Annotated in this window: 15 protein-coding genes and 1 pseudogene; 9 read left to right on the top strand and 7 right to left on the bottom strand. The window is 65.6% G+C overall.

From position 1 onward, the window contains the following. Positions 1 to 97: 97 nt before the first annotated feature. Positions 98 to 628 (bottom strand): peroxiredoxin, encoded by a 531-nt coding sequence (locus tag AQ619_RS08165; RefSeq protein WP_062146229.1) that lies wholly within the window; start codon positions 626 to 628, stop codon positions 98 to 100. Positions 629 to 799: 171 nt separating this feature from the next. Here AQ619_RS08165 and fabD point away from each other — a divergent pair, with 171 nt between their 5' ends. From fabD to AQ619_RS08205, 8 genes are all read left to right on the top strand, one after another. Beyond that, positions 800 to 1,744 carry an ACP S-malonyltransferase gene (gene fabD, locus AQ619_RS08170; RefSeq protein WP_062146231.1) on the top strand — a complete coding sequence of 315 codons (945 nt, stop codon included), beginning with the start codon at positions 800 to 802 and terminating at the stop codon, positions 1,742 to 1,744. A gap of 22 nt (positions 1,745 to 1,766) precedes the next feature. Then, entirely contained in the window at positions 1,767 to 2,507 is a 741-nt protein-coding gene (gene fabG, locus AQ619_RS08175) for a 3-oxoacyl-[acyl-carrier-protein] reductase (RefSeq protein WP_062146233.1), read from the top strand. Between the two features lie 183 nt (positions 2,508 to 2,690). Then, positions 2,691 to 2,930 (top strand): acyl carrier protein, encoded by a 240-nt coding sequence (locus AQ619_RS08180; protein ID WP_007672577.1) that lies wholly within the window; start codon positions 2,691 to 2,693, stop codon positions 2,928 to 2,930. Positions 2,931 to 3,092: 162 nt separating this feature from the next. Continuing rightward, a complete protein-coding gene (fabF, locus tag AQ619_RS08185) occupies positions 3,093 to 4,373 on the top strand; it encodes a beta-ketoacyl-ACP synthase II (RefSeq protein ID WP_062146235.1) in 1,281 nt (426 codons plus the stop codon). Between the two features lie 71 nt (positions 4,374 to 4,444). Continuing rightward, a complete protein-coding gene (gene mltG / locus AQ619_RS08190; protein WP_166504330.1) occupies positions 4,445 to 5,446 on the top strand; it encodes an endolytic transglycosylase MltG in 1,002 nt (333 codons plus the stop codon). Position 5,447: 1 nt separating this feature from the next. Beyond that, positions 5,448 to 6,329 carry a YicC/YloC family endoribonuclease gene (locus AQ619_RS08195; RefSeq protein ID WP_062146239.1) on the top strand — a complete coding sequence of 294 codons (882 nt, stop codon included), beginning with the start codon at positions 5,448 to 5,450 and terminating at the stop codon, positions 6,327 to 6,329. After that, positions 6,322 to 6,963, top strand: a complete 642-nt coding sequence (gene gmk / locus AQ619_RS08200) for a guanylate kinase (protein WP_062146241.1) — start codon at positions 6,322 to 6,324, stop codon at positions 6,961 to 6,963. Before AQ619_RS08195 ends, gmk begins: the two co-directional genes overlap by 8 nt. 112 nt (positions 6,964 to 7,075) lie before the next feature. Next, on the top strand, positions 7,076 to 7,927 hold the full coding sequence (locus AQ619_RS08205; protein WP_062146243.1) for a CPBP family intramembrane glutamic endopeptidase: 852 nt from the start codon (positions 7,076 to 7,078) through the stop codon (positions 7,925 to 7,927). Between the two features lie 110 nt (positions 7,928 to 8,037). Here AQ619_RS08205 and rsmA read toward each other — a convergent pair whose 3' ends face one another. From rsmA to lptF, 6 genes and pseudogenes are all read right to left on the bottom strand, one after another. Then, on the bottom strand, positions 8,038 to 8,859 hold the full coding sequence (rsmA, locus tag AQ619_RS08210) for a 16S rRNA (adenine(1518)-N(6)/adenine(1519)-N(6))-dimethyltransferase RsmA (RefSeq protein ID WP_062146244.1): 822 nt from the start codon (positions 8,857 to 8,859) through the stop codon (positions 8,038 to 8,040). Positions 8,860 to 8,882: 23 nt separating this feature from the next. Next, positions 8,883 to 9,884, bottom strand: a complete 1,002-nt coding sequence (pdxA, locus tag AQ619_RS08215; RefSeq protein ID WP_062146246.1) for a 4-hydroxythreonine-4-phosphate dehydrogenase PdxA — start codon at positions 9,882 to 9,884, stop codon at positions 8,883 to 8,885. Next, positions 9,881 to 11,233: a peptidylprolyl isomerase gene (locus AQ619_RS08220; protein ID WP_062146249.1), complete on the bottom strand. Its 1,353-nt coding sequence runs from the start codon at positions 11,231 to 11,233 to the stop codon at positions 9,881 to 9,883. Before AQ619_RS08220 ends, pdxA begins: the two co-directional genes overlap by 4 nt. Positions 11,234 to 11,314: 81 nt before the next feature. After that, the gene (locus tag AQ619_RS08225; protein ID WP_236849552.1) at positions 11,315 to 13,669 is read right to left on the bottom strand and encodes an LPS-assembly protein LptD; all 2,355 of its coding nucleotides are present in this window, start codon (positions 13,667 to 13,669) and stop codon (positions 11,315 to 11,317) included. Positions 13,670 to 13,691: 22 nt separating this feature from the next. Further along, positions 13,692 to 14,798: an LPS export ABC transporter permease LptG gene (gene lptG, locus AQ619_RS08230; protein ID WP_062146254.1), complete on the bottom strand. Its 1,107-nt coding sequence runs from the start codon at positions 14,796 to 14,798 to the stop codon at positions 13,692 to 13,694. Next, positions 14,795 to 15,938, bottom strand: a pseudogene (gene lptF / locus AQ619_RS08235) (LPS export ABC transporter permease LptF). Before lptF ends, lptG begins: the two are co-directional and overlap by 4 nt. Before the next feature lie 245 nt (positions 15,939 to 16,183). Between lptF and AQ619_RS08240 the strand changes: the two are divergent. Continuing rightward, on the top strand, positions 16,184 to 17,665 hold the full coding sequence (locus tag AQ619_RS08240) for a leucyl aminopeptidase (protein ID WP_062146256.1): 1,482 nt from the start codon (positions 16,184 to 16,186) through the stop codon (positions 17,663 to 17,665). Positions 17,666 to 17,667 lie beyond the last annotated feature (2 nt).

The raw sequence follows: 17,667 nt of genomic DNA on the forward strand, positions 1-17,667 counted from the left end.
CGATCCTCGCGCCTGACCGCCCTAGCCTCAAGCCGGCCGGCTGGTCGAAATCGAAAAGGGCTGGTCGCAAACTGGACCAGCCCCAAGATCGGTTCGCCTATTTGGCCTTGAAGGCCTTCACTGCATCCATGGTCTTGCTGACATGGCCGGCGAAATTTCCGTCGGTGTAGGCCATCAGGATATTGCCGTCCGGCGCGATGACATAGGACGTGCGATTGGACCAGGTGTCCTTGACCGGCAGGGCGACGTCATAGCTCTTGATCAGGGCCGGCGAGGCGGCCGCCACGGCGAACTTGTCGCGGCAGTGCTCCTTGGAGAAGTCCTTGATGCGGTCGACATTGCCGCCGGTGACGCCGATCACAGTGGCACCCAGCTTCTCGAAATCCGGGGTGGCTTCGGCGAATTCGTGGGCCTCGGCCGTGCAGCCCGACGTGTAAGCGGCCGGGAAGAAGTACAGCACCACCGGCCCCTTCTTGAGGGCCTTGGACAGGGTGAAGCTGAAGTCCTTGCCGGCCAGGGCGGCAGGCGCGGTGAAATCCGGAGCCTTGGCCCCGGGCTTCAGGGCGGCCAGGGCAGGGGATGCAGCGAGCACGGCAATGGCCGCGAGGCCTGCGGTCAGGCGGTTCATAGGAGACTCCACGGTTTTCGTGCCCGAGTTACGGTGCGCCCGGCAATTTGGACGCCTGAAGATGGAATACAAGCCATGGTCGGAAAAGCCCCGCACTTGCCGGGCCGGAGCCTTTCCCCTAACCCTCCGCCCCCAGGAACCGCATGAATCTCTAGAACGGAGCGGGCTTTCATGAGCATCGCCTTCATTTTCCCCGGTCAGGGCAGCCAGGCCGTCGGCATGGGCACTGATCTCGCCGAGGCCTTTGCCGCCGCCCGCGAGGTGTTTCAGGAAGTCGACGACGCCCTGGGCCAGAAGCTTTTCGCCCTGATGAAGGAGGGTCCCGAGAGCGACCTGACCCTCACCGAGAACGCCCAGCCGGCCCTGATGGCCGTCAGCCTCGCGGTCAGCCGTGTGCTGGAAAAGGAGTTCGGCATCGGGATTGATCGCGCCGCCTTTGTGGCGGGCCATTCGCTGGGCGAATACTCGGCCCTCGCGGCGGCAGGGGCCATTACCCTGGCGGATACGGCGCGGCTGCTGAAGCTGCGCGGCCAGGCCATGCAGCGCGCCGTGCCGGTGGGCGAGGGGGCCATGGCCTCCCTGATCGGTCCGAAGACCGATCTCGCCCTGGCCGAGGCCGCCGCAGCGGCCGGCTCCGAGGTCGGTGTCTGCGTTGTCGCCAATGACAATAACAACGGCAATGTCGTGATCTCCGGTGACAAGGCGGCGGTCGACAAGGCCATCGAGAAGGCCAAGGAACTGGGCGCGCGGGCCATTCCGCTGAACGTCTCGGCTCCTTTCCACTGTCCGCTGATGCAACCGGCGGCCGACGAGATGGCGGAGGCCCTTGCGGGCACCACGATCGTTTCGCCGCGTGCGCCCCTGGTGGCCAATATCACTGCGGGTCCCGTCCACGATCCCGACATCATTCGGGGCCTGCTGGTCGAGCAGGTCACCGGCCGGGTGCGCTGGCGCGAGAGCATGATCTGGCTGGCCGGCGAGGGCGGGGTTACGCGCTTCGCCGAGGCCGGGGCCGGCAAGGTGCTGTCGGGCATGGCCAAGCGTATCGCGCCGGATTCCGAGGCGACGCCGCTCAACAGCCCGGCCGACCTCGAAGCTTTCGCGAAATCGCTCTAACGACTCCGAACGGAGAACCATCATGTTTGATCTTACCGGCAAGACCGCTCTCGTCACGGGTGCCACCGGCGGCATCGGCGGGGCCATCGCCCGGGCGCTGCATGCCCAGGGGGCCCATGTCGTGCTCTCGGGCACCCGCGAATCAGCCCTGACCGAGCTGAAGGCCCAGCTCGGCGAGCGCGCTTCTTTCGTGGTCGCCAATCTCTCTGACGCCGAGGCCGTCGACGGCTTGGTCGCCAAGGCCGAGGAGGCCGCCGGCGCGCCGCTCGACATCGTCATCGCCAATGCCGGCATCACCCGCGACGGCCTGATCGTGCGGATGAAGGACGAGGACTGGGACACCGTCATCAAGGTCAATCTGGAGGGCTATTTCCGACTGGCCCGCGCCGCCGCCAAGGGCATGATGAAGCGCCGCTCCGGCCGGATCATCGGCATCACTTCGGTGGTCGGCGTCACCGGCAATGCCGGCCAGACCAACTATGCGGCCTCCAAGGCCGGAATGATCGGGTTTTCCAAGGCCCTGGCCCAGGAACTGGCCAGCCGCAATGTCACCGTCAACTGCGTGGCACCCGGCTTTATCGCCAGCCCGATGACCGACGCCCTGACCGATGCCCAGAAGGCCGGTATCCTGTCGGGCATTCCGGCGGGCCGCCTGGGCGAGGGCGACGATATCGCCGCCGCCTGTGTCTATCTCGCCAGCCAGGAAGGTGCCTACGTCACGGGCCAGACCTTGCATGTCAACGGCGGCATGGCGATGATCTAGCCGCCACTGCCTGGCTCGGGTCCTTTGTGTTCGCAAAGGCCCGGGCGTCGCGTATCTTCGCTGGTGACCCGCTGGTCACCCGAAAAAGAACGTGATAGGCGGAGGCCGACAATTCCCGTCAATGGCGAGGCTTCGGCCGAAATCGTTGGCGGACAACAGATTCAAAACTGAGGGACTAACAGAATGTCCGACATTCTCGAGCGCGTGCGTAAGATCGTCATCGAGCATCTGGATGCCGATCCCGAGAAGGTCACCGAGAAGGCCAGCTTCATCGATGACTTGGGCGCCGACAGCCTCGACAACGTCGAGTTGGTGATGGCGTTCGAAGAAGAGTTCGACATCGAAATTCCGGACGACGCCGCTGAGCACATCCAGACGGTTGGCGACGCCGTGAAGTTCATCACGGAAAAGACCGGCGCCTAAGGGCCCCGTTCGCCTCTTGCGAACAAGTCTTCAACCGCCGCGCAGCACGGGCTCTTGCCATCGTGCGCGCGGCGGTTTTCGTATGTGGCCAGGATTCGCGCCGCGCGGGCCGACGGGTTCGCCCGTCTCTCCGGTGGCGCGCGAGAAGGTTGGGAGTGATCCATGCGTAGAGTTGTTGTCACCGGACTGGGACTGCTGACCCCCCTGGGTCATGGCGTTGACGTGTCCTGGAAGAACATTCTCGCCGGCAAGTCGGGTGCGAATCGCATTTCGGCGTTCGACCCGACCGACTATGCCTGCAAGGTGGCCTGCGAGGTTCCGCGCGTCGACGGCCGTGGTGGTGGCGGTCCGGACGTGGAAGGGGCCTTCAATCCTGACCTGACCATGAGCCCGCGCGATCAGAAGCGGGTCGACGATTTCATCCTCTATGGCATCGCCGCCGCAGACGAGGCCGTGAAGGATTCGGGCTGGGTCCCGGAGACCGAAGACGACCGTTACCGCACTGGCGTGATCCTGGGATCCGGGATCGGCGGTCTGTCGACCATCGCCGATACGGCCTTGGAGCTTGAGGCCAAGGGTCCGCGCAAGATCAGCCCGTTCTTCATCTCCTCGGCCCTGATCAACCTGATCTCGGGCCAGGTTTCGATCCGCTATGGCTTCAAGGGCCCCAACCACTCGGTGGTGACGGCCTGCGCCACGGGGGCCCATGCCATCGGCGACGCAGCCCGCCTGATCAAGTACGGCGATGCCGACGTGATGGTGGCCGGCGGGGCCGAGGCGGCCGTCTGCAAGGTCGGCATTGCCGGCTTCATCGCCTGCCGCGCCGTCTCGACCGATTTCAACGATACGCCGGAAAAGGCCTCGCGGCCCTATGACCAGGATCGCGACGGCTTCGTGATGGGCGAGGGCGCCGGTGCCATGGTGCTGGAAGAGTACGAACACGCCAAGGCGCGCGGAGCCAAGATCTATGCCGAGGTCGTCGGCTATGGCCTGTCGGGCGACGCCTATCACATCACGGCTCCGTCCGAAGACGGCGACGGCGGCTTCCGGGCCCTCTCGGCGGCCGTGAAGGATGCCGGCCTGCAGCCTTCCGACATCGACTATGTCAACGCCCACGGCACCTCGACCATGGCCGACGGCATCGAGGCCAAGGCTGTTGAACGCTTCCTCGGCGATCACGCCAGCAACGTTGTGATGTCCTCGACCAAGTCGATGACCGGTCACCTGCTGGGTGCCGCCGGTGCCATCGAGGGCATCTTCTCGGTGCTGGCCATCCGCGATCAGATCGCCCCGCCGACGATCAATCTCGACAACCCGAACGTCGACGTGGCCATGAACCTGGCCCCCAACAAGGCCGTTCCGATGAAGATCGATGTCGCCGTCTCCAACAGCTTCGGCTTTGGCGGCACCAATGCCTCCATCGTGTTCCGTAAAGTCTCGTGAGCCGTAAAGCCGCCTCGCCGCGTCGGCCCGGCAAGCCCGAGACCGCCCCGATCGGTCGACGGCTGATCGCCATGGCCTTTGCCGCCGCCGCGACCCTGGCAGTCATCGGCCTGGTCGTCGTGGCCGGCGCGCTCTGGCTCTACCAGGGGCCTGGACCGGCGGCGAAGGGCGGCGAAATCACCTCGGTGGTCCTGCGTCGCGGGGCCAGTGTGCCGGAGATCGCCTCCAGCCTCGAACGCGGCGGCGTGATCCGCTCCTCGTCGCTGTTCATGACCGCCGCCCAGATCACCGGCGCGGCGCGCGCGCTCAAGGCGGGCGAGTACGAATTCAAGAGCCGGGCCTCGATGGCCCAGGTTCTGGAGACGATCCGCAAGGGCAAGGTGGTGCGTCACTTCGTGACCATTCCCGAAGGCGTCACCTCTGACATGGCCGTCGAGATCCTGATGCGCTCGCCGGTCCTGACCGGGGTCGCCCCGACCCCGCCGGAAGGGGCCATCCTGCCCGAGACCTACCAGGTCGAGCGGGGCGAGGATCGCGCCGCGGTTCTGCAGCGCATGATGGATGATCGTGACGAGCTGCTGAACCAGCTGTGGTCGCAGCGGCAGAAGGATCTGCCCTTCTCGACCAAGGACGAGGCCATGACCCTGGCCTCGATCGTCGAGAAGGAGACCGGCATCGCGTCGGAGCGTCCCCGCGTGGCGGCCGTGTTCGTCAACCGGCTTCGGACCGGCATGCGGCTGGGTTCTGATCCGACCATCATCTATGGCCTGACGCGCGGGCGCCCCCTGGGCCGCGGCATCCTGCTGTCGGAGCTTCGGCGCGAGACGCCCTACAATACCTATCTGATCGACGGCTTGCCGCCGACGCCGATTGCCAATCCCGGCCGGGCCGCTATCGCCGCCGTCCTGGATCCGCCCAAGAGTGACGAGCTGTATTTCGTCGCTGACGGCACCGGCGGCCACGTATTTGCCAGGACCTATCCCGAGCACGAGGCCAATGTCGCCAAGTGGCGGCAGGTCGAGCGCAACCGGGCAGCCAAGAAGACGGCTGCCACGCCCCTGAGCGGAGGCTGAGGTGGCGCTGTCGGGCATGACCGGCTTTGCCCGCGTCGACGGGGCTCTGGGAGCCTGGTCGTGGGCCGTGGAAGCCCGCAGCGTCAATGGCCGCAACCTCGAGACCCGCTTTCGGGGTCCTCCGGGCTTTGACAGCCTGGACCGCGTGGCGCGCGACGGGGCCCAGGCCCGCTTCCAGCGCGGCCAGCTGACCGTCAATGTCCAGGGCAAGCGGGCCGAGGCTGTGGGGCAAACCCAGGTCAGCGTCGAGACTCTCGAGCGCTATCTGAAGGCGGGCGGCCCCTATGTGGCCACCGGCATGGTCGTAAAGCCCTCCCTCGATGGCCTGCTGGCCCTGCGCGGCGTCATCGAGGTCCGCGAGGAAGACGATGACGCAGAGACCCGCGCCGCCGTCGAGCAGGCCATGGCTGCCTCCATCGTCCAGGCCCTGGAAGCCCTGAAGCTTGCCCGGCAGGAGGAGGGGACTGCCCTTACGCCCGTCCTGAATGGCCAGGTCGATACCATCGAGCGGCTGACCACGGCGGCCGGTGCCGAGGCTGCCGGTCAGCCGGCCGTTCTGAAGGACCGCTTCGCGCGCCGGATGGCCGATTTGCTCGGCGAGGCCGCGTCCGAGGACCGTATCATCCAGGAAGCTGCTGCCCTGGCCGTCAAGGCCGATGTCCGTGAGGAACTGGATCGTCTGGCCGGCCACGTCACAGCTGCCCGCACCTTGCTGACCGGTGATGCCGCCGCCGGTCGCCGGTTGGACTTCCTGTCCCAGGAGTTCATGCGCGAGGCCAATACCCTCTGCTCGAAATCGGCCCTCAGCAGCCTGACCACAATCGGTCTGGAGCTGAAGGCGACGATCGAGCAGTTCCGCGAACAGGTTCAGAACGTTGAATAAGTCCCACCATAAGACCCGCGGCCTCTTGCTGATGGTCGTCGCGCCCTCTGGCGTCGGCAAGACCTCCCTGACCCGCCGCCTGGTGGCTGACCATGGCGACCTGCACCTGTCGATCAGCGCCACCACCCGGGCCCCTCGTCCGGGCGAGCACAACGGGCGCGACTACCACTTTGTCTCCCGCGAGACGTTCCAGGAGATGATCGCGGCTGACGCCTTCCTCGAATGGGCCGAGGTCTATGGCAATTTCTACGGCAGCCCCAAGCCGCCGATCATGGACGCCCTGGACCGCGGCGAGAGCGCCCTGTTCGATATCGACTTCCAGGGCGCGATGAAGGTCCACAAGCAGGCCGGCGCCGATAGCGTGCTGGTCTATATCCTGCCGCCGTCCCTGGCCGAGATGAGCCGTCGGCTGCACGCTCGCAGCCAGGACAGCGAAGAGGTCATCCACCGTCGTCTGGCCCGGGCCAAGGATGAAGTCGCTGCCTGGGAGCAGTTCGACTACGTCATTCTCAATGACGACTTCGACAAGGCCTATGCCGATCTGGCCCATATCTATCATGCCGAGCGTCAGAAGCGGGCCCGCAATCCGTGGATCGGCGACCTGGTTGCAAGCCTGCTGAAGGAAAACATCTAGGAGACCTGGACCTCGGTCCTGGTCGGTTTTCTGCCTATCTCATTACCTTGCAACGCAAGGTACCGTGCATTACATGGCTGCCCGGTTCAATGACCGGGGCAGGGAGGGTCACATGTCGCTCGCCACGATGATGTTTGATGCCCAGGGCAAGCTACGCAATGGCTGGTGGGCGGCGATCTTCATGGTCGTCCTGACGCTGCTGCTGTTTCCGGCTCTGCTGATATCCCAGCACCTGGGTCGCGAACTGTCGATTGCGGAGCAGGCACTCATCCTTCTGGTGACGACCTGGCTTTGTCAGCTCCTGCGCCGCAGACCGCTGACGGAGGTCATCGGCCGGCTGGACGGGCTTTGGGCTGTGCAACTGGGGATCGGGGGTGCCCTGGGCGCAGCCCTGATGCTGGCACCTGCCGCACTCCTGGCGCTGGGGGGCTGGATCAGCTGGAAACCGAATTCAACCGGACTGGATGCCCTCATCGCCAGTCTGGGGCTCATGGCCGCCGTGGCCGTGGCCGAAGAACTGATGTTCCGCGGCTTCCTGTTCCAGAGGCTGCTGGCCGGCCTGGGCGAGTGGCCGGCCCAGATCCTGGTCGGCGGCTTCTTTCTGCTGACCCATCTGGACAATGAGGGCATGCACGGCACGACCAAGATCTGGGCGGGGATCAATATCTTCCTGGCCTCGATCCTGTTCGGACTGGCCTATCTGCGGACCCGGAGCCTGGCCCTGCCGATCGGCATCCATTTCATGGCCAATGTCACCCAGGGCGGCATTCTGGGTCTCGGCGTGAGCGGGGCCTCTGAGGCGGGCCTGCTGACACCGACCCTGGCTAGTGGAATGACCTGGCTGACCGGCGGAACCTTTGGTCTGGAGGCCAGCTTGCCCGGCCTGGTCGCGGTGATCGTCCTGCTGGTGTTCCTGGCCCGCTGGCGCGGCGTGAAGCCCGCTGTCCAAAACCGCGAGGCCTAGAGCCCTTTCCGACCTGATGGCTTCATCAGGCCCGGGCGAAAAGGGCTCTACATCAAAAGTTTAGAGCGTTTTTCGATCCGCTAATCGTTGCACACTTATCGGAAAACGCCCTAGGGCAGGGTCGCCCTGGCCAACGCCAGGAAGCCCTCGATCGGCACATTCTCGGCGCGGATGTCGGGGCTGATGCCGGCCTTTTCACAGAGATCGCCGCCGCCTAGCGCCTTGAGGCTGGAGCGAAGCATCTTGCGACGCTGCCCAAAGGCCGCGGCGGTCACGCGTTCCAGGGCGGCCAGTTCGGCGGCCGGCGGGATGACCGCGCGGGGAACAAGCTTGATCACCGCCGAATTGACCTTGGGCGGCGGGGTGAAGGCGCGGGCCGGGAGGTCCATGACGATCTTGGCCTCGCAGACGGTCTGGGCGATGACGGCAAGCCGTCCATAGGCGTCGTCATTGACCTGGGCGGCAATACGTTCGGCCACTTCCTTCTGGAACATCAGGGTCATGGAGACGGGCAGGAACGGGCCCGTTAGCCAGTTGATCAGCAGCTGGGTACCCACATTGTAGGGCAGGTTGGCGACCACATGGGCGGGAACGCCGCCGACGGCGCGGCTGGCGTCGACCTTAAGGGCATCGCCCTGCACGACCTCCAGGCGCTGGTCAGCGGCTTCGCCCAGTTCGGCTAGGATCGGCATGAACCGGCTGTCCATCTCGATGGCGACCACGCGGGCTCCGGTTTCCAGCAGGGCGCGGGTCAGGCCGCCGGGACCGGGCCCGACCTCGACCACCACGTCCTCGGGACCGATGCCGGCCAGCCGCGCGATCTTGCGGGTGATGTTGAGGTCCAGCAGAAAGTGCTGACCAAAGCTCTTGCGGGCCAGAAGGTCGTGACGCTCCAGGGCGTCGCGCAGCGGCGGCATATCGGCCAGGCTCATGGGCTCAGGGTCTCGGCAAGAGGTCAGGCGGCCCGGCGGGCGGCGATCTGGGCCGCCATCCGGATGGCGGCAATCAGGCTATCGGCTCGGGCCAGTCCGCGTCCAGCAATGTCGAACCCGGTGCCATGGTCTGGCGAGGTGCGGACGATCGGCAGGCCGAGGCTGACATTCACGCCGCCCCAGAAGTCGAGCATCTTGACCGGGATCAGGGCCTGGTCGTGATACATGCACAGCACGGCGTCATAGCGGGCCCGGGCCTCGGCGTGGAACAGGGTGTCGGCGGGGGCTGGCCCCATGACCTCAACGCCCAGATCGCGCAGGACGCGGGCGGCGGGTTCGATGATCTCGATCTCCTCCCGGCCCAGAGCCCCGCCTTCGCCGGCGTGGGGATTGAGGGCCGCCAGGGCCAGTCGCGGGTGGGCTATGCCGAAGTCGCGTTTCAGGGCCTGGTGGGTGACCATGCCGGCCGTGACGATGGCCTCCACCGACAGGGCGGCCGAAACATCGTTCAGGGCCTTGTGGATGGTCACCAGGGTGGCGCGCAGATTGCCGGCCGCCAGCATCATCACGGGGCCACGTAGGCCCTCGCAGGGTGCCCCGGCCGTCAGTTCGGCCAGGAACTCGGTATGGCCCGGGAAGGCAAATCCGGCCTCATAGAGGGGGGCCTTGGCGATGGGGGCCGTGACCAGGCCCGAGACTGAGCCGGACAGGGCAAGGCCCGCCCCGGTTTCGATGCAGCGGATGATTTGGGCGGCGTGGGTGCTAGACGCTTGGCCCGCGATCACGGGGCTCAGCAGGGGGACATCCAGCACGGGCAGGGCGGTTGGAAACAGATCCATGGCCTCGGCCGGACCCGTCACGGTCCTGACCCGGACGCCCGAGCCGGCCGCAGCCAGGGACCGCGCATCACCCACGACCATGAACGGCGGGCCTTCCCAGCGCAGCGCCGTCCAGGCCTTGGCGATGATCTCGGGCCCGATGCCGGCGGGGTCGCCGGCGCTCAGGGCCAGGGGGGCGATCGTCACCGGGTTTCTATGGTCGCCGAGTTGCGCAGGTCGCGCAGGTAGCGCTTCGAAATCAGGGCCAGCTGCTGGCCGCGCAGACGGTTCTCGATCTGGTCATGGGACGGCGCATTACCGCCCGACTGTCGCTTGCCACAGACGGCGATCAGGTGGAGCCCGGCGTCCGTACGGATCGGATCGGAAACCTGACCGATATCCAGAGCCGAGGCCGCAGCCTGGAAGGCCGGGGCCAGGTCGGTGATCTCGGCTTCGCCGAGGTCGCCGGCGACCAGTCCGTCCACCTTGTTGGCCGCCGCTTCCAGAGCCGAACAGCTCGTGATCTGCGGCTTCAGGGCCAGCAGGGCGCTGTTGGCGGCTTCAACCTGCTGGGCCGAGGCATCGGCGGCCAGCGGATAGGCGACCTGTTTGAGATCGACCAGAGCGGTCTTGGCCCCGGCGCGCTTGTCGCGGAGATAAATGATATAGACGCCGTCCCGCACCGGGATAGGTCGCGAGAGTTGTCCGGGGCGAAGCTCTTCAAGGGCCGCGTCGACTTCAGGCGGCATCTCGCCCGGGCCGACCCAGCCGGCGTCTCCGCCATTGGCTGCGGTGGCGGCCGACGAGAACTGGCGCGCGACCGCGGGGAAGGGTGCGCCCTGCTGCATCTGGCCGACCAACTGGGTGGCCCCGTTTACAGCTGTCTCCATACCGCCCACGCGGGTGGCGTCGATGAACACTTCGCTGACCTGATACTGCGGCTTGCTGGCCGACTCGGCCAGGCGGCGCTGGAAGGCCTTGATCTGGTCTTCACCCACCCGCAGGCGCGATCCATAGCGGCCGCTGATCCAGTTCTGCCAGCTGCTGTCGATGCGGATCTGCGAGCGGAAGGTCTCAGCGCCAACCCCTTGCGAGGCCAACTGGGCCATCAGCATGGCACCGGTCATGTTGGCATTGTTGCCCTTGGCAATGTCGTCGATCTGCTCGTCGACTTCCTTGTCGGTCGAGATGATCGTGATCTTCTGGGCCTTTTCGACCCGGCGCAGTTCCTGCAGCTGGACGCGCTCGTCAATCAGCGAGCGAAGGGCTTCCTGCTCCAGTTGGGGCAGGTTCTCTTCGGTCGGCTGAACACCGGAACTGACCATCAGCAGGCGCATGCGCTGGGTCAGGTCGTAGCTGGAGACGATATCGTCATTGACCACGGCCGCGACGCTTTCCGACAGCGGGCGGGGCGCAGCCGGGGCCCGGGGCGGCGTTGCCTCGACCGGCGCTGTGTCCTGGGCGAGAGCCGGCGCGCCGAGGCTCGCCATGGCCAGGGCGATGATGGACGCGGCTCCGGCCGCGGCTAGGGTCTTCACGCTACGCGCAGGCCGCATGGGTAGTGTCGTTCCTCTAGGCGCATCGTGCCGATCACGCGCGCGAAAATCACGCGCGCCGGCGGCGACGCGGGATCATTTTTACTGGCTGTACCCTGTATCACCCAATGTGGCGAGGGTTAGGCGAAACACGACGGACTGATCGGCTTGAAGTTTCAGGCCACCGGTTGAGGCCTGGCTGAATCGGTCTTCGTTTTGGTAGATCACGTCGATGCGGATGCAGTCGTCATTATAGACGACGCCCAGATCGCGCCGACGCCAGACACCGGCAACGAGGTCCTTGCCGCCATAGGCCGTTATGCCCCAACGCTTGGTCAGGTTGAGCTGGCCGCTCATTTCGAAGGTTTCCAGCGGCGCGCCGACGGCGTCCTGCTGATCCTTGATATAACGCACCGAGCCGTTGGCGACCTTGTGGACAGCATTGAGGCCGGCCTCAATGCGCCGGAACTTGTTGCTGGCCAGATCCGGTGCATAGCGGGTGCGGACAAAGCCCGTCACGCCCTGGACCGGGGTGACGGTCGCCGCGACGATCCAGTCCGACGACTTTTGCTGCAGGCCCGAGCGGGACGGCAGGAGCGGGTCAAACTCGCTGCGGAAGCTGCGGCCAACCAGCATGCTGGCGCCCCGGCCGTCCTTGTACTTGACGGTCGCACGGCCCCCAAGGTTCAGGCGCTGGCCGCCTTCATAGAGATCGAAGCCCGGCGACTTGTTGGCGCGGAACAGGTTGGTTTCGTCAAACTCGAATGAGGTGCTGTCCTCGTTATAGAGGTAGCGTGTCGTCCCGCTGGATCCGACCACGATCGGCACGCGGCGGCTCTCGGAGCCGGCAGCGAGCTGGGCCAGTGGCTCAAGAATGACAGAGCCACCCTTGAGCGGCTTGAAGAAGGGGTAGCTGACATCGATGCCGGTCACGCCGAGAGCGCGCGAATAGGTCTGGCTGTCGTCGGCTCCGGGCAGGTCGGAGACGCGATAGGCGTCACCGCGGGCCTGGGCGAAGGGTGAGATGCGCACGCCGGACTTCAGGGTCAGGGTCGAACGCCAGTCGGCGCTGACGCTGCCGCGTTGACTGTCGACCCCGTCCAGGGTCGCGCCATAGGGTGACTCCGAACGGGTGAGGATGACGCCCGTGCCCTGGAGCCGCAGGCGCCCGCCTAGCACCGGATCCTTGGGCTGCCAGCGTCCCTCGACCAGTGGACCGATCAGCGGAAAGACGTCGCTGTTCTCGAAGCTGGCCAGTCCGGTGACCGCATCAATACCCGACACCCGCAGGCCCTGAACCGTCACGGCCGAGAGCGACAGGTAGGACCGCTGGTCCTGGCGAGTGGCATAGATCTGCGAACTGAGGCGGCGGTCCTCGCTCGTGAACAGGCCGCGTTGCTGATAGACGTCACTGATCGAATAGTTGTCGAACAGCAGCTTGTCGGACGTGCGTTCGGCGCTGAAGCCCCACTTCCACTTGTCGTTGATGTCGAACAGTCCGCGGGCCAGGATATAGCTGCGCGGCGTGGCCTCGCCGAAGCGTTCGCCCCGGTTGTCGATGTCCTTTTCATAGGTGAAGCCGCCCCGGACCTCGGCGATGCCGGAATAGAAGCGCTTGCGCCAATGGGCATTCAGGAACGGGTTGATACTTGAATTGATCTGAGGGCTTAGGACCACATCCTGAGACGGCGAGATCACGTAGAGATAGGGCTGCTGATAGGACATCCCCCGGCGCTTTGACGCGCCAAGCTTGGGGGTCAGGAAGCCGGAGCTCCGGGTCGCCTGCGGATCTGGATGCCAGAAGACCGGCAGGTACATCAGCGGCGCGCCCCACAGGCGAATGACCGCGTTCTTGTAATAGACCAGCTGGCGGTCCTTGTCCTGAACCACCTTGTCGGCGGACACGGACCAGGTCGGCGTCAGTTTGTCCGCGCAGATCTCGCACGGCGTATAGATCGCCTTGTTGAGCTCCTGGATGCTGTCATTGCGCCGGATCGCCGAGACAGCTGCGATCTTGACGTTCTCTTCCATGCGCGCCGAGAAGCCGAGGGCGAAGCCGGCCTTCAGCTCCTTGTCCAGGGTCATCTCGTCGGCGAACTGGGCCGTGCCGTCACCATTGATCAGGGTGACCTTGCCCTTGGCCGTGATGACACCCGCCTTGGTGTCATAGACCACTTCCTCGGCGCGCAGCGTACGGCCCTGATAGCGGGCCTCAACTTCGCCGCGGGCGGTGAGCACGCCGGTCTTGTCATCGCGGATCAGCAGGTCTGACTCGAGATAATAGCCCTCTTCGCCCAGGCCGTCAGACGGCGGGGCCTTGATGGCGGGCGCAGGCGGCGTGCTGGCCAGGGGTTGCTGGGCCTGGGCCGCCGTGGCGGCCAGCACCAGCGAGGCGACGCCGCCAAGCAGATACAGGCGGGCCCGCAGGGGCAGAGCGCCTTGACGCTGATCCATCATGAACGACCTCGGAAACACGGACTCAACCATCCTCGGTATAGCAAAGTAGGGTGAAGCCCGCCAAAAGCGCGACAAGGGGCGGGGTCCAGGCGGCGACTGCCGGATGTAGCACCTCGGCCTTCGCCAGCGCGCTGCACAGCTCGTTGAAGAAGAAGAAGCCGAAGCCGAGGGCAACCCCCGAACCGGCCAGGGCCGCCAGTCCGCCGAGACGCATCAGGCGGAGTGAAAAGGCCGCCGCCAGGACCGACATGGCGGCGAACAGCAGCGGTGTGGCGAGGATCTGATGATAGCGCAGCTTGAACGGGGTCGCTGAGAACCCGGCGTCTTCGGTCCGCGCAATGGTCGTCGGCAACCGCCAGAGTGCGACGGCCTGGGGCGAGTTGAAGCGCTCGGAGGCGGTGCGGTCATCGAGATTGGACGGAATCGACAGGCTTTCCGAGCGGATCGCCCCGGCTCCCGGGGTGGCCTCGCGCACGCCGATCAACCGCCAGAAGCCAGGCTCGAGCCTCGCCTCATTGGCCTCGATCCGACGGGAGAAGTCCATCACGCCCTTGCTGTTGAGCGTATAGACGAACAGCGAAACACCCCGCAGCCGGACGGAGCCATCGACCTGGTCACGAGCGCGGGCCCGGATCACGATCTGGGTCTTGTCGTCGCCCTGGCGTAGCCATGTGCCCTTGGGCGCGGCCTTGAGATAGTTCTCCATCAGGGCGTCGCGGGTGGTTTCATACTGCGCCGTCATGGCCGTGCTCAGGGGGTTGAGCAGGGTGATGGTCAGGACGCCCATGACAAAGGCCGCCATGGCCGCCGGCAGGATGAAGCGCCAGGCTGAGACCCCGGCGGCGCGCATGGCGATCAGTTCGCTGCGCCGGTTCAGGCCAACAAAGGCGCCCAGCGTGCCGAATAGGAAGATGAACGGCGTCAGCACCAGGATCGTGGCCGGGGCCTGCAGGATGGTCAGATAAAGCAGCTGGAAGAAATTGATGTCGGCTCGGGTTCCGACATTGCGGGCAATGTCGACGAAGGCGATCAGCATCACCATCGAGCCCAGCACGGCCAGGGCCGCCCCCAGAGAGGCCATGGTGCGCTGGAGGACGTAGCGCTCGACCATGCCGATGCCAAGGCTCATGCGGCACCTGCCTGCGGGGCGTAGGCGGCCTTGCGTCGTCCGATCGCGATGTGCCGTGACACCCTCTGCCGGAAGATCTGGGCCAGTCCCCACCACAGGGCCCCCAGGGGCACGACATATTGCAGGATGTTCAGCCAGGCGGAGTCTTCGCAGGCGGCCTGGACGCCGAATCCGATGATCCGCACGACCGCCGCCGCCGCACCGACGGCCGCGATGCGCTTGCCATAGCCCATACGGCTGAACTGACCGCCGATCACGGCGGCCAGGGCCATGGCCATCAGGGCGATATTGTACAACGGCGTGGCGAAGCGGGAATGGGCCTCGGCCAGCAGGCCTGTCCGGTTCTTCTGCTCCCACTCCTGGGTCAGGTCGGGATAGAACAGCTCGTGCAGGTAGCGGTCGGCGATCTTGTAGTGCAGCAGCTCGTCGCTCTGGAACAGGGACGAGAGGTCGAAGGTGTACTCCTCGAACGAGGTGTACTGGAGCACGCCGGCATTGGAGAACTGCTGGTTGGAACCCTTCAGCATGATCAGGACCGGGGCCCCGTTGCGGGTGGCGATCACCGCTTCCCGCGAGGAATAGGTCGAGGCTCCGCCATCCGGCCGTTCCTGGTGGATGAACAGGTTGTGGATCAGGTTGTCGCGGTCGATCGACTGCGCATAGACGGTCAGGCCTGGCCCTGGCTCGGTGAACTGCCCTGGCTGCACCAGGGTCGAGGCCACATCGGTTTTCACCGCGAAGGCGGTCTCGCGAATCTGACGGGCGCTCCACGGCTGAACCCACAGGCCCAGGAACAGCGAGAACAGGGCCGCGAACACGGCAAGGCGCATGGCGGGGGAGATCACCTTCCAGCGACTCATCCCGCCCGCGAAACAGACCACGATCTCCTGCTCGGTATGCAATCTGTTGAGCGCGACGAGGGCGGCGACAAACAGCGAAATCGGCAGGACAATGTTGAGAAGCTGGGGCAGGGCCAGCAGGATAATCTTCAGGAAAACCAGAGCGCTCTGGCGTTGCGTGACCAGGATATCGAATTCCGACAGGCTTCTGGCCAATAGCGCAAGCGCCGCCAGGGCCGCCGTCGCAAAAGAGCGTCGGACCCAGCAATTGGCGGAAAAGATAGCGTTCGATCAGGCGCATCGAATGGGGGTTCGGTCGGACGGATTCGGGAAGAGCGAACCCCAGGGAATGGGCTGTTCTACACGGGCGCTTTGCCCCGGCACAACCGAAGACCTCGCCGGGTACGGCGCCGCGAGTCTTTTCTCTCGACGAGGCTTAGACTATGCCGCCTCATCAAGGTCGAGACGGCCCAGCAAAAAGGCCGCGCCGCGAGTCGCCACGCGTTTGGCGGAGTTCAGGGTGCGAAGCCAAATCAGGAGCGTGTGATGCGTATCGAGTTCGTTCCCGCCGATCTCCATGCCGGGGCTACGGCCGCCGTGGCGGTTCTGGCCCATCAGGCTGCCGCCCTGTCGCCGGAAGCGCGCGTCATCGACGAGGCCACCGGCGGAGCTCTGTCGCGGGCCATTGCCGGCGGGCGGTTCACGGGGGCCAAGGGACAGATCCTGGACCTGGTCGCGCCCCACGGGCTGGATGCTGCGCGTGTCGTGCTTGTTGGTGTGGATGGGGTCGGCGCTGTTGAGCCGGAGGGGATCGAGACCGCCGCGGCCCATGCCTTCCAGGCCGTGAAGGCCACCGGGGTCACCGAACTGGTGCTGAAGCTCGGCGCGGATGCCGAAACGGCAGCTCGAGCCGCTTTCGGGGTCAAGCTCGCCGCCTATCGCTTCGACCGGTATCGCACCACCGAGAAGGCGGACAAAAAGCCGTCGGTCACCGTGGTCAAGGTCGCTGCCGCCGATCCGGTCAAGGCGGCCAAGGTCTTCGAAGGGCTTGATGCCCTGGCCAATGCCATTCTGTTCAGCCGGGATCTGGTCTCCGAGCCGGCCAATATCCTGCATCCCGAGGAATTTGCCGCCCGTGCCAAGAGCCTGGAAAGCCTGGGTCTCGAGGTCGAGATCCTCGGCGAGGCCGAGATGGCCGAACTGGGCATGGGCAGCCTGCTGGGCGTCGGTCAGGGCAGCGTCCGCGAGAGCCAGCTGGTGATCATGAAATGGAACGGCGCAGTCGATAAGGCGGCCCAGCCCATCGCCTTCGTCGGCAAGGGTGTCTGCTTCGATACCGGCGGCATCAGCATCAAGCCGGCCGACGGCATGGAAGACATGAAGTGGGACATGGGCGGCGCGGCCGCTGTGGCCGGCGTCATGCACGCCCTGGCGGGCCGCAAGGCCAAGGTCAATGCCATCGGGGTTCTGGGCCTTGTCGAGAACATGCCGGACGGCAACGCCCAGCGTCCAGGCGATGTCGTCACTTCGATGTCCGGCCAGACGATCGAGGTCATCAATACCGATGCCGAAGGCCGCCTCGTTCTGGCCGATGCCCTCTGGTACACCCAGGAACGCTTCAAGCCGCAGTTCATGATTGATCTGGCCACCCTGACCGGGGCCATCATCATCTCGCTGGGTCATGACTACGCAGGTTTATTCAGCAATAACGATGGTTTGTCGGAGAAACTTCTGGTGGCTGGCAAGGCTGAACGCGAGAACCTCTGGCGGCTGCCCCTGCCGGCGGCCTACGAGAAGCAGATCGAAAGCCCGATCGCGGACATGAAGAATATCGGCGGGCGTCCGGCCGGGTCGATCACGGCGGGTCTGTTCCTGCAGAAGTTCGTCAATGGCGTGCCGTGGGCTCACCTCGACATCGCTTCGGTGGCGTGGCGCAAGCCCTCGACCGATCCGACCGTGCCGGACGGTGCCGCCGGATTTGGCGTGCGCCTGCTCAATCGCCTGGTCGCCGACGCCTACGAAGGCTGATC

This window comes from Caulobacter henricii (assembly GCF_001414055.1).
Classification (GTDB): domain Bacteria; phylum Pseudomonadota; class Alphaproteobacteria; order Caulobacterales; family Caulobacteraceae; genus Caulobacter; species Caulobacter henricii.

What these genes read in the sequence shown, in the direction of transcription:
- AQ619_RS08165 (WP_062146229.1), bottom strand. Translation starts at nt 628, where the DNA reads ATGAACCGCCTGACCGCAGGCCTCGCGGCCATTGCCGTGCTCGCTGCA.
- fabD (WP_062146231.1), top strand. Translation starts at nt 800, where the DNA reads ATGAGCATCGCCTTCATTTTCCCCGGTCAGGGCAGCCAGGCCGTCGGC.
- fabG (WP_062146233.1), top strand. Translation starts at nt 1,767, where the DNA reads ATGTTTGATCTTACCGGCAAGACCGCTCTCGTCACGGGTGCCACCGGC.
- AQ619_RS08180 (WP_007672577.1), top strand. Translation starts at nt 2,691, where the DNA reads ATGTCCGACATTCTCGAGCGCGTGCGTAAGATCGTCATCGAGCATCTG.
- fabF (WP_062146235.1), top strand. Translation starts at nt 3,093, where the DNA reads ATGCGTAGAGTTGTTGTCACCGGACTGGGACTGCTGACCCCCCTGGGT.
- mltG (WP_166504330.1), top strand. Translation starts at nt 4,445, where the DNA reads ATGGCCTTTGCCGCCGCCGCGACCCTGGCAGTCATCGGCCTGGTCGTC.
- AQ619_RS08205 (WP_062146243.1), top strand. Translation starts at nt 7,076, where the DNA reads ATGTCGCTCGCCACGATGATGTTTGATGCCCAGGGCAAGCTACGCAAT.
- rsmA (WP_062146244.1), bottom strand. Translation starts at nt 8,859, where the DNA reads ATGAGCCTGGCCGATATGCCGCCGCTGCGCGACGCCCTGGAGCGTCAC.
- AQ619_RS08220 (WP_062146249.1), bottom strand. Translation starts at nt 11,233, where the DNA reads ATGCGGCCTGCGCGTAGCGTGAAGACCCTAGCCGCGGCCGGAGCCGCG.
- AQ619_RS08225 (WP_236849552.1), bottom strand. Translation starts at nt 13,669, where the DNA reads ATGATGGATCAGCGTCAAGGCGCTCTGCCCCTGCGGGCCCGCCTGTAT.
- lptG (WP_062146254.1), bottom strand. Translation starts at nt 14,798, where the DNA reads ATGAGCCTTGGCATCGGCATGGTCGAGCGCTACGTCCTCCAGCGCACC.
- AQ619_RS08240 (WP_062146256.1), top strand. Translation starts at nt 16,184, where the DNA reads ATGCGTATCGAGTTCGTTCCCGCCGATCTCCATGCCGGGGCTACGGCC.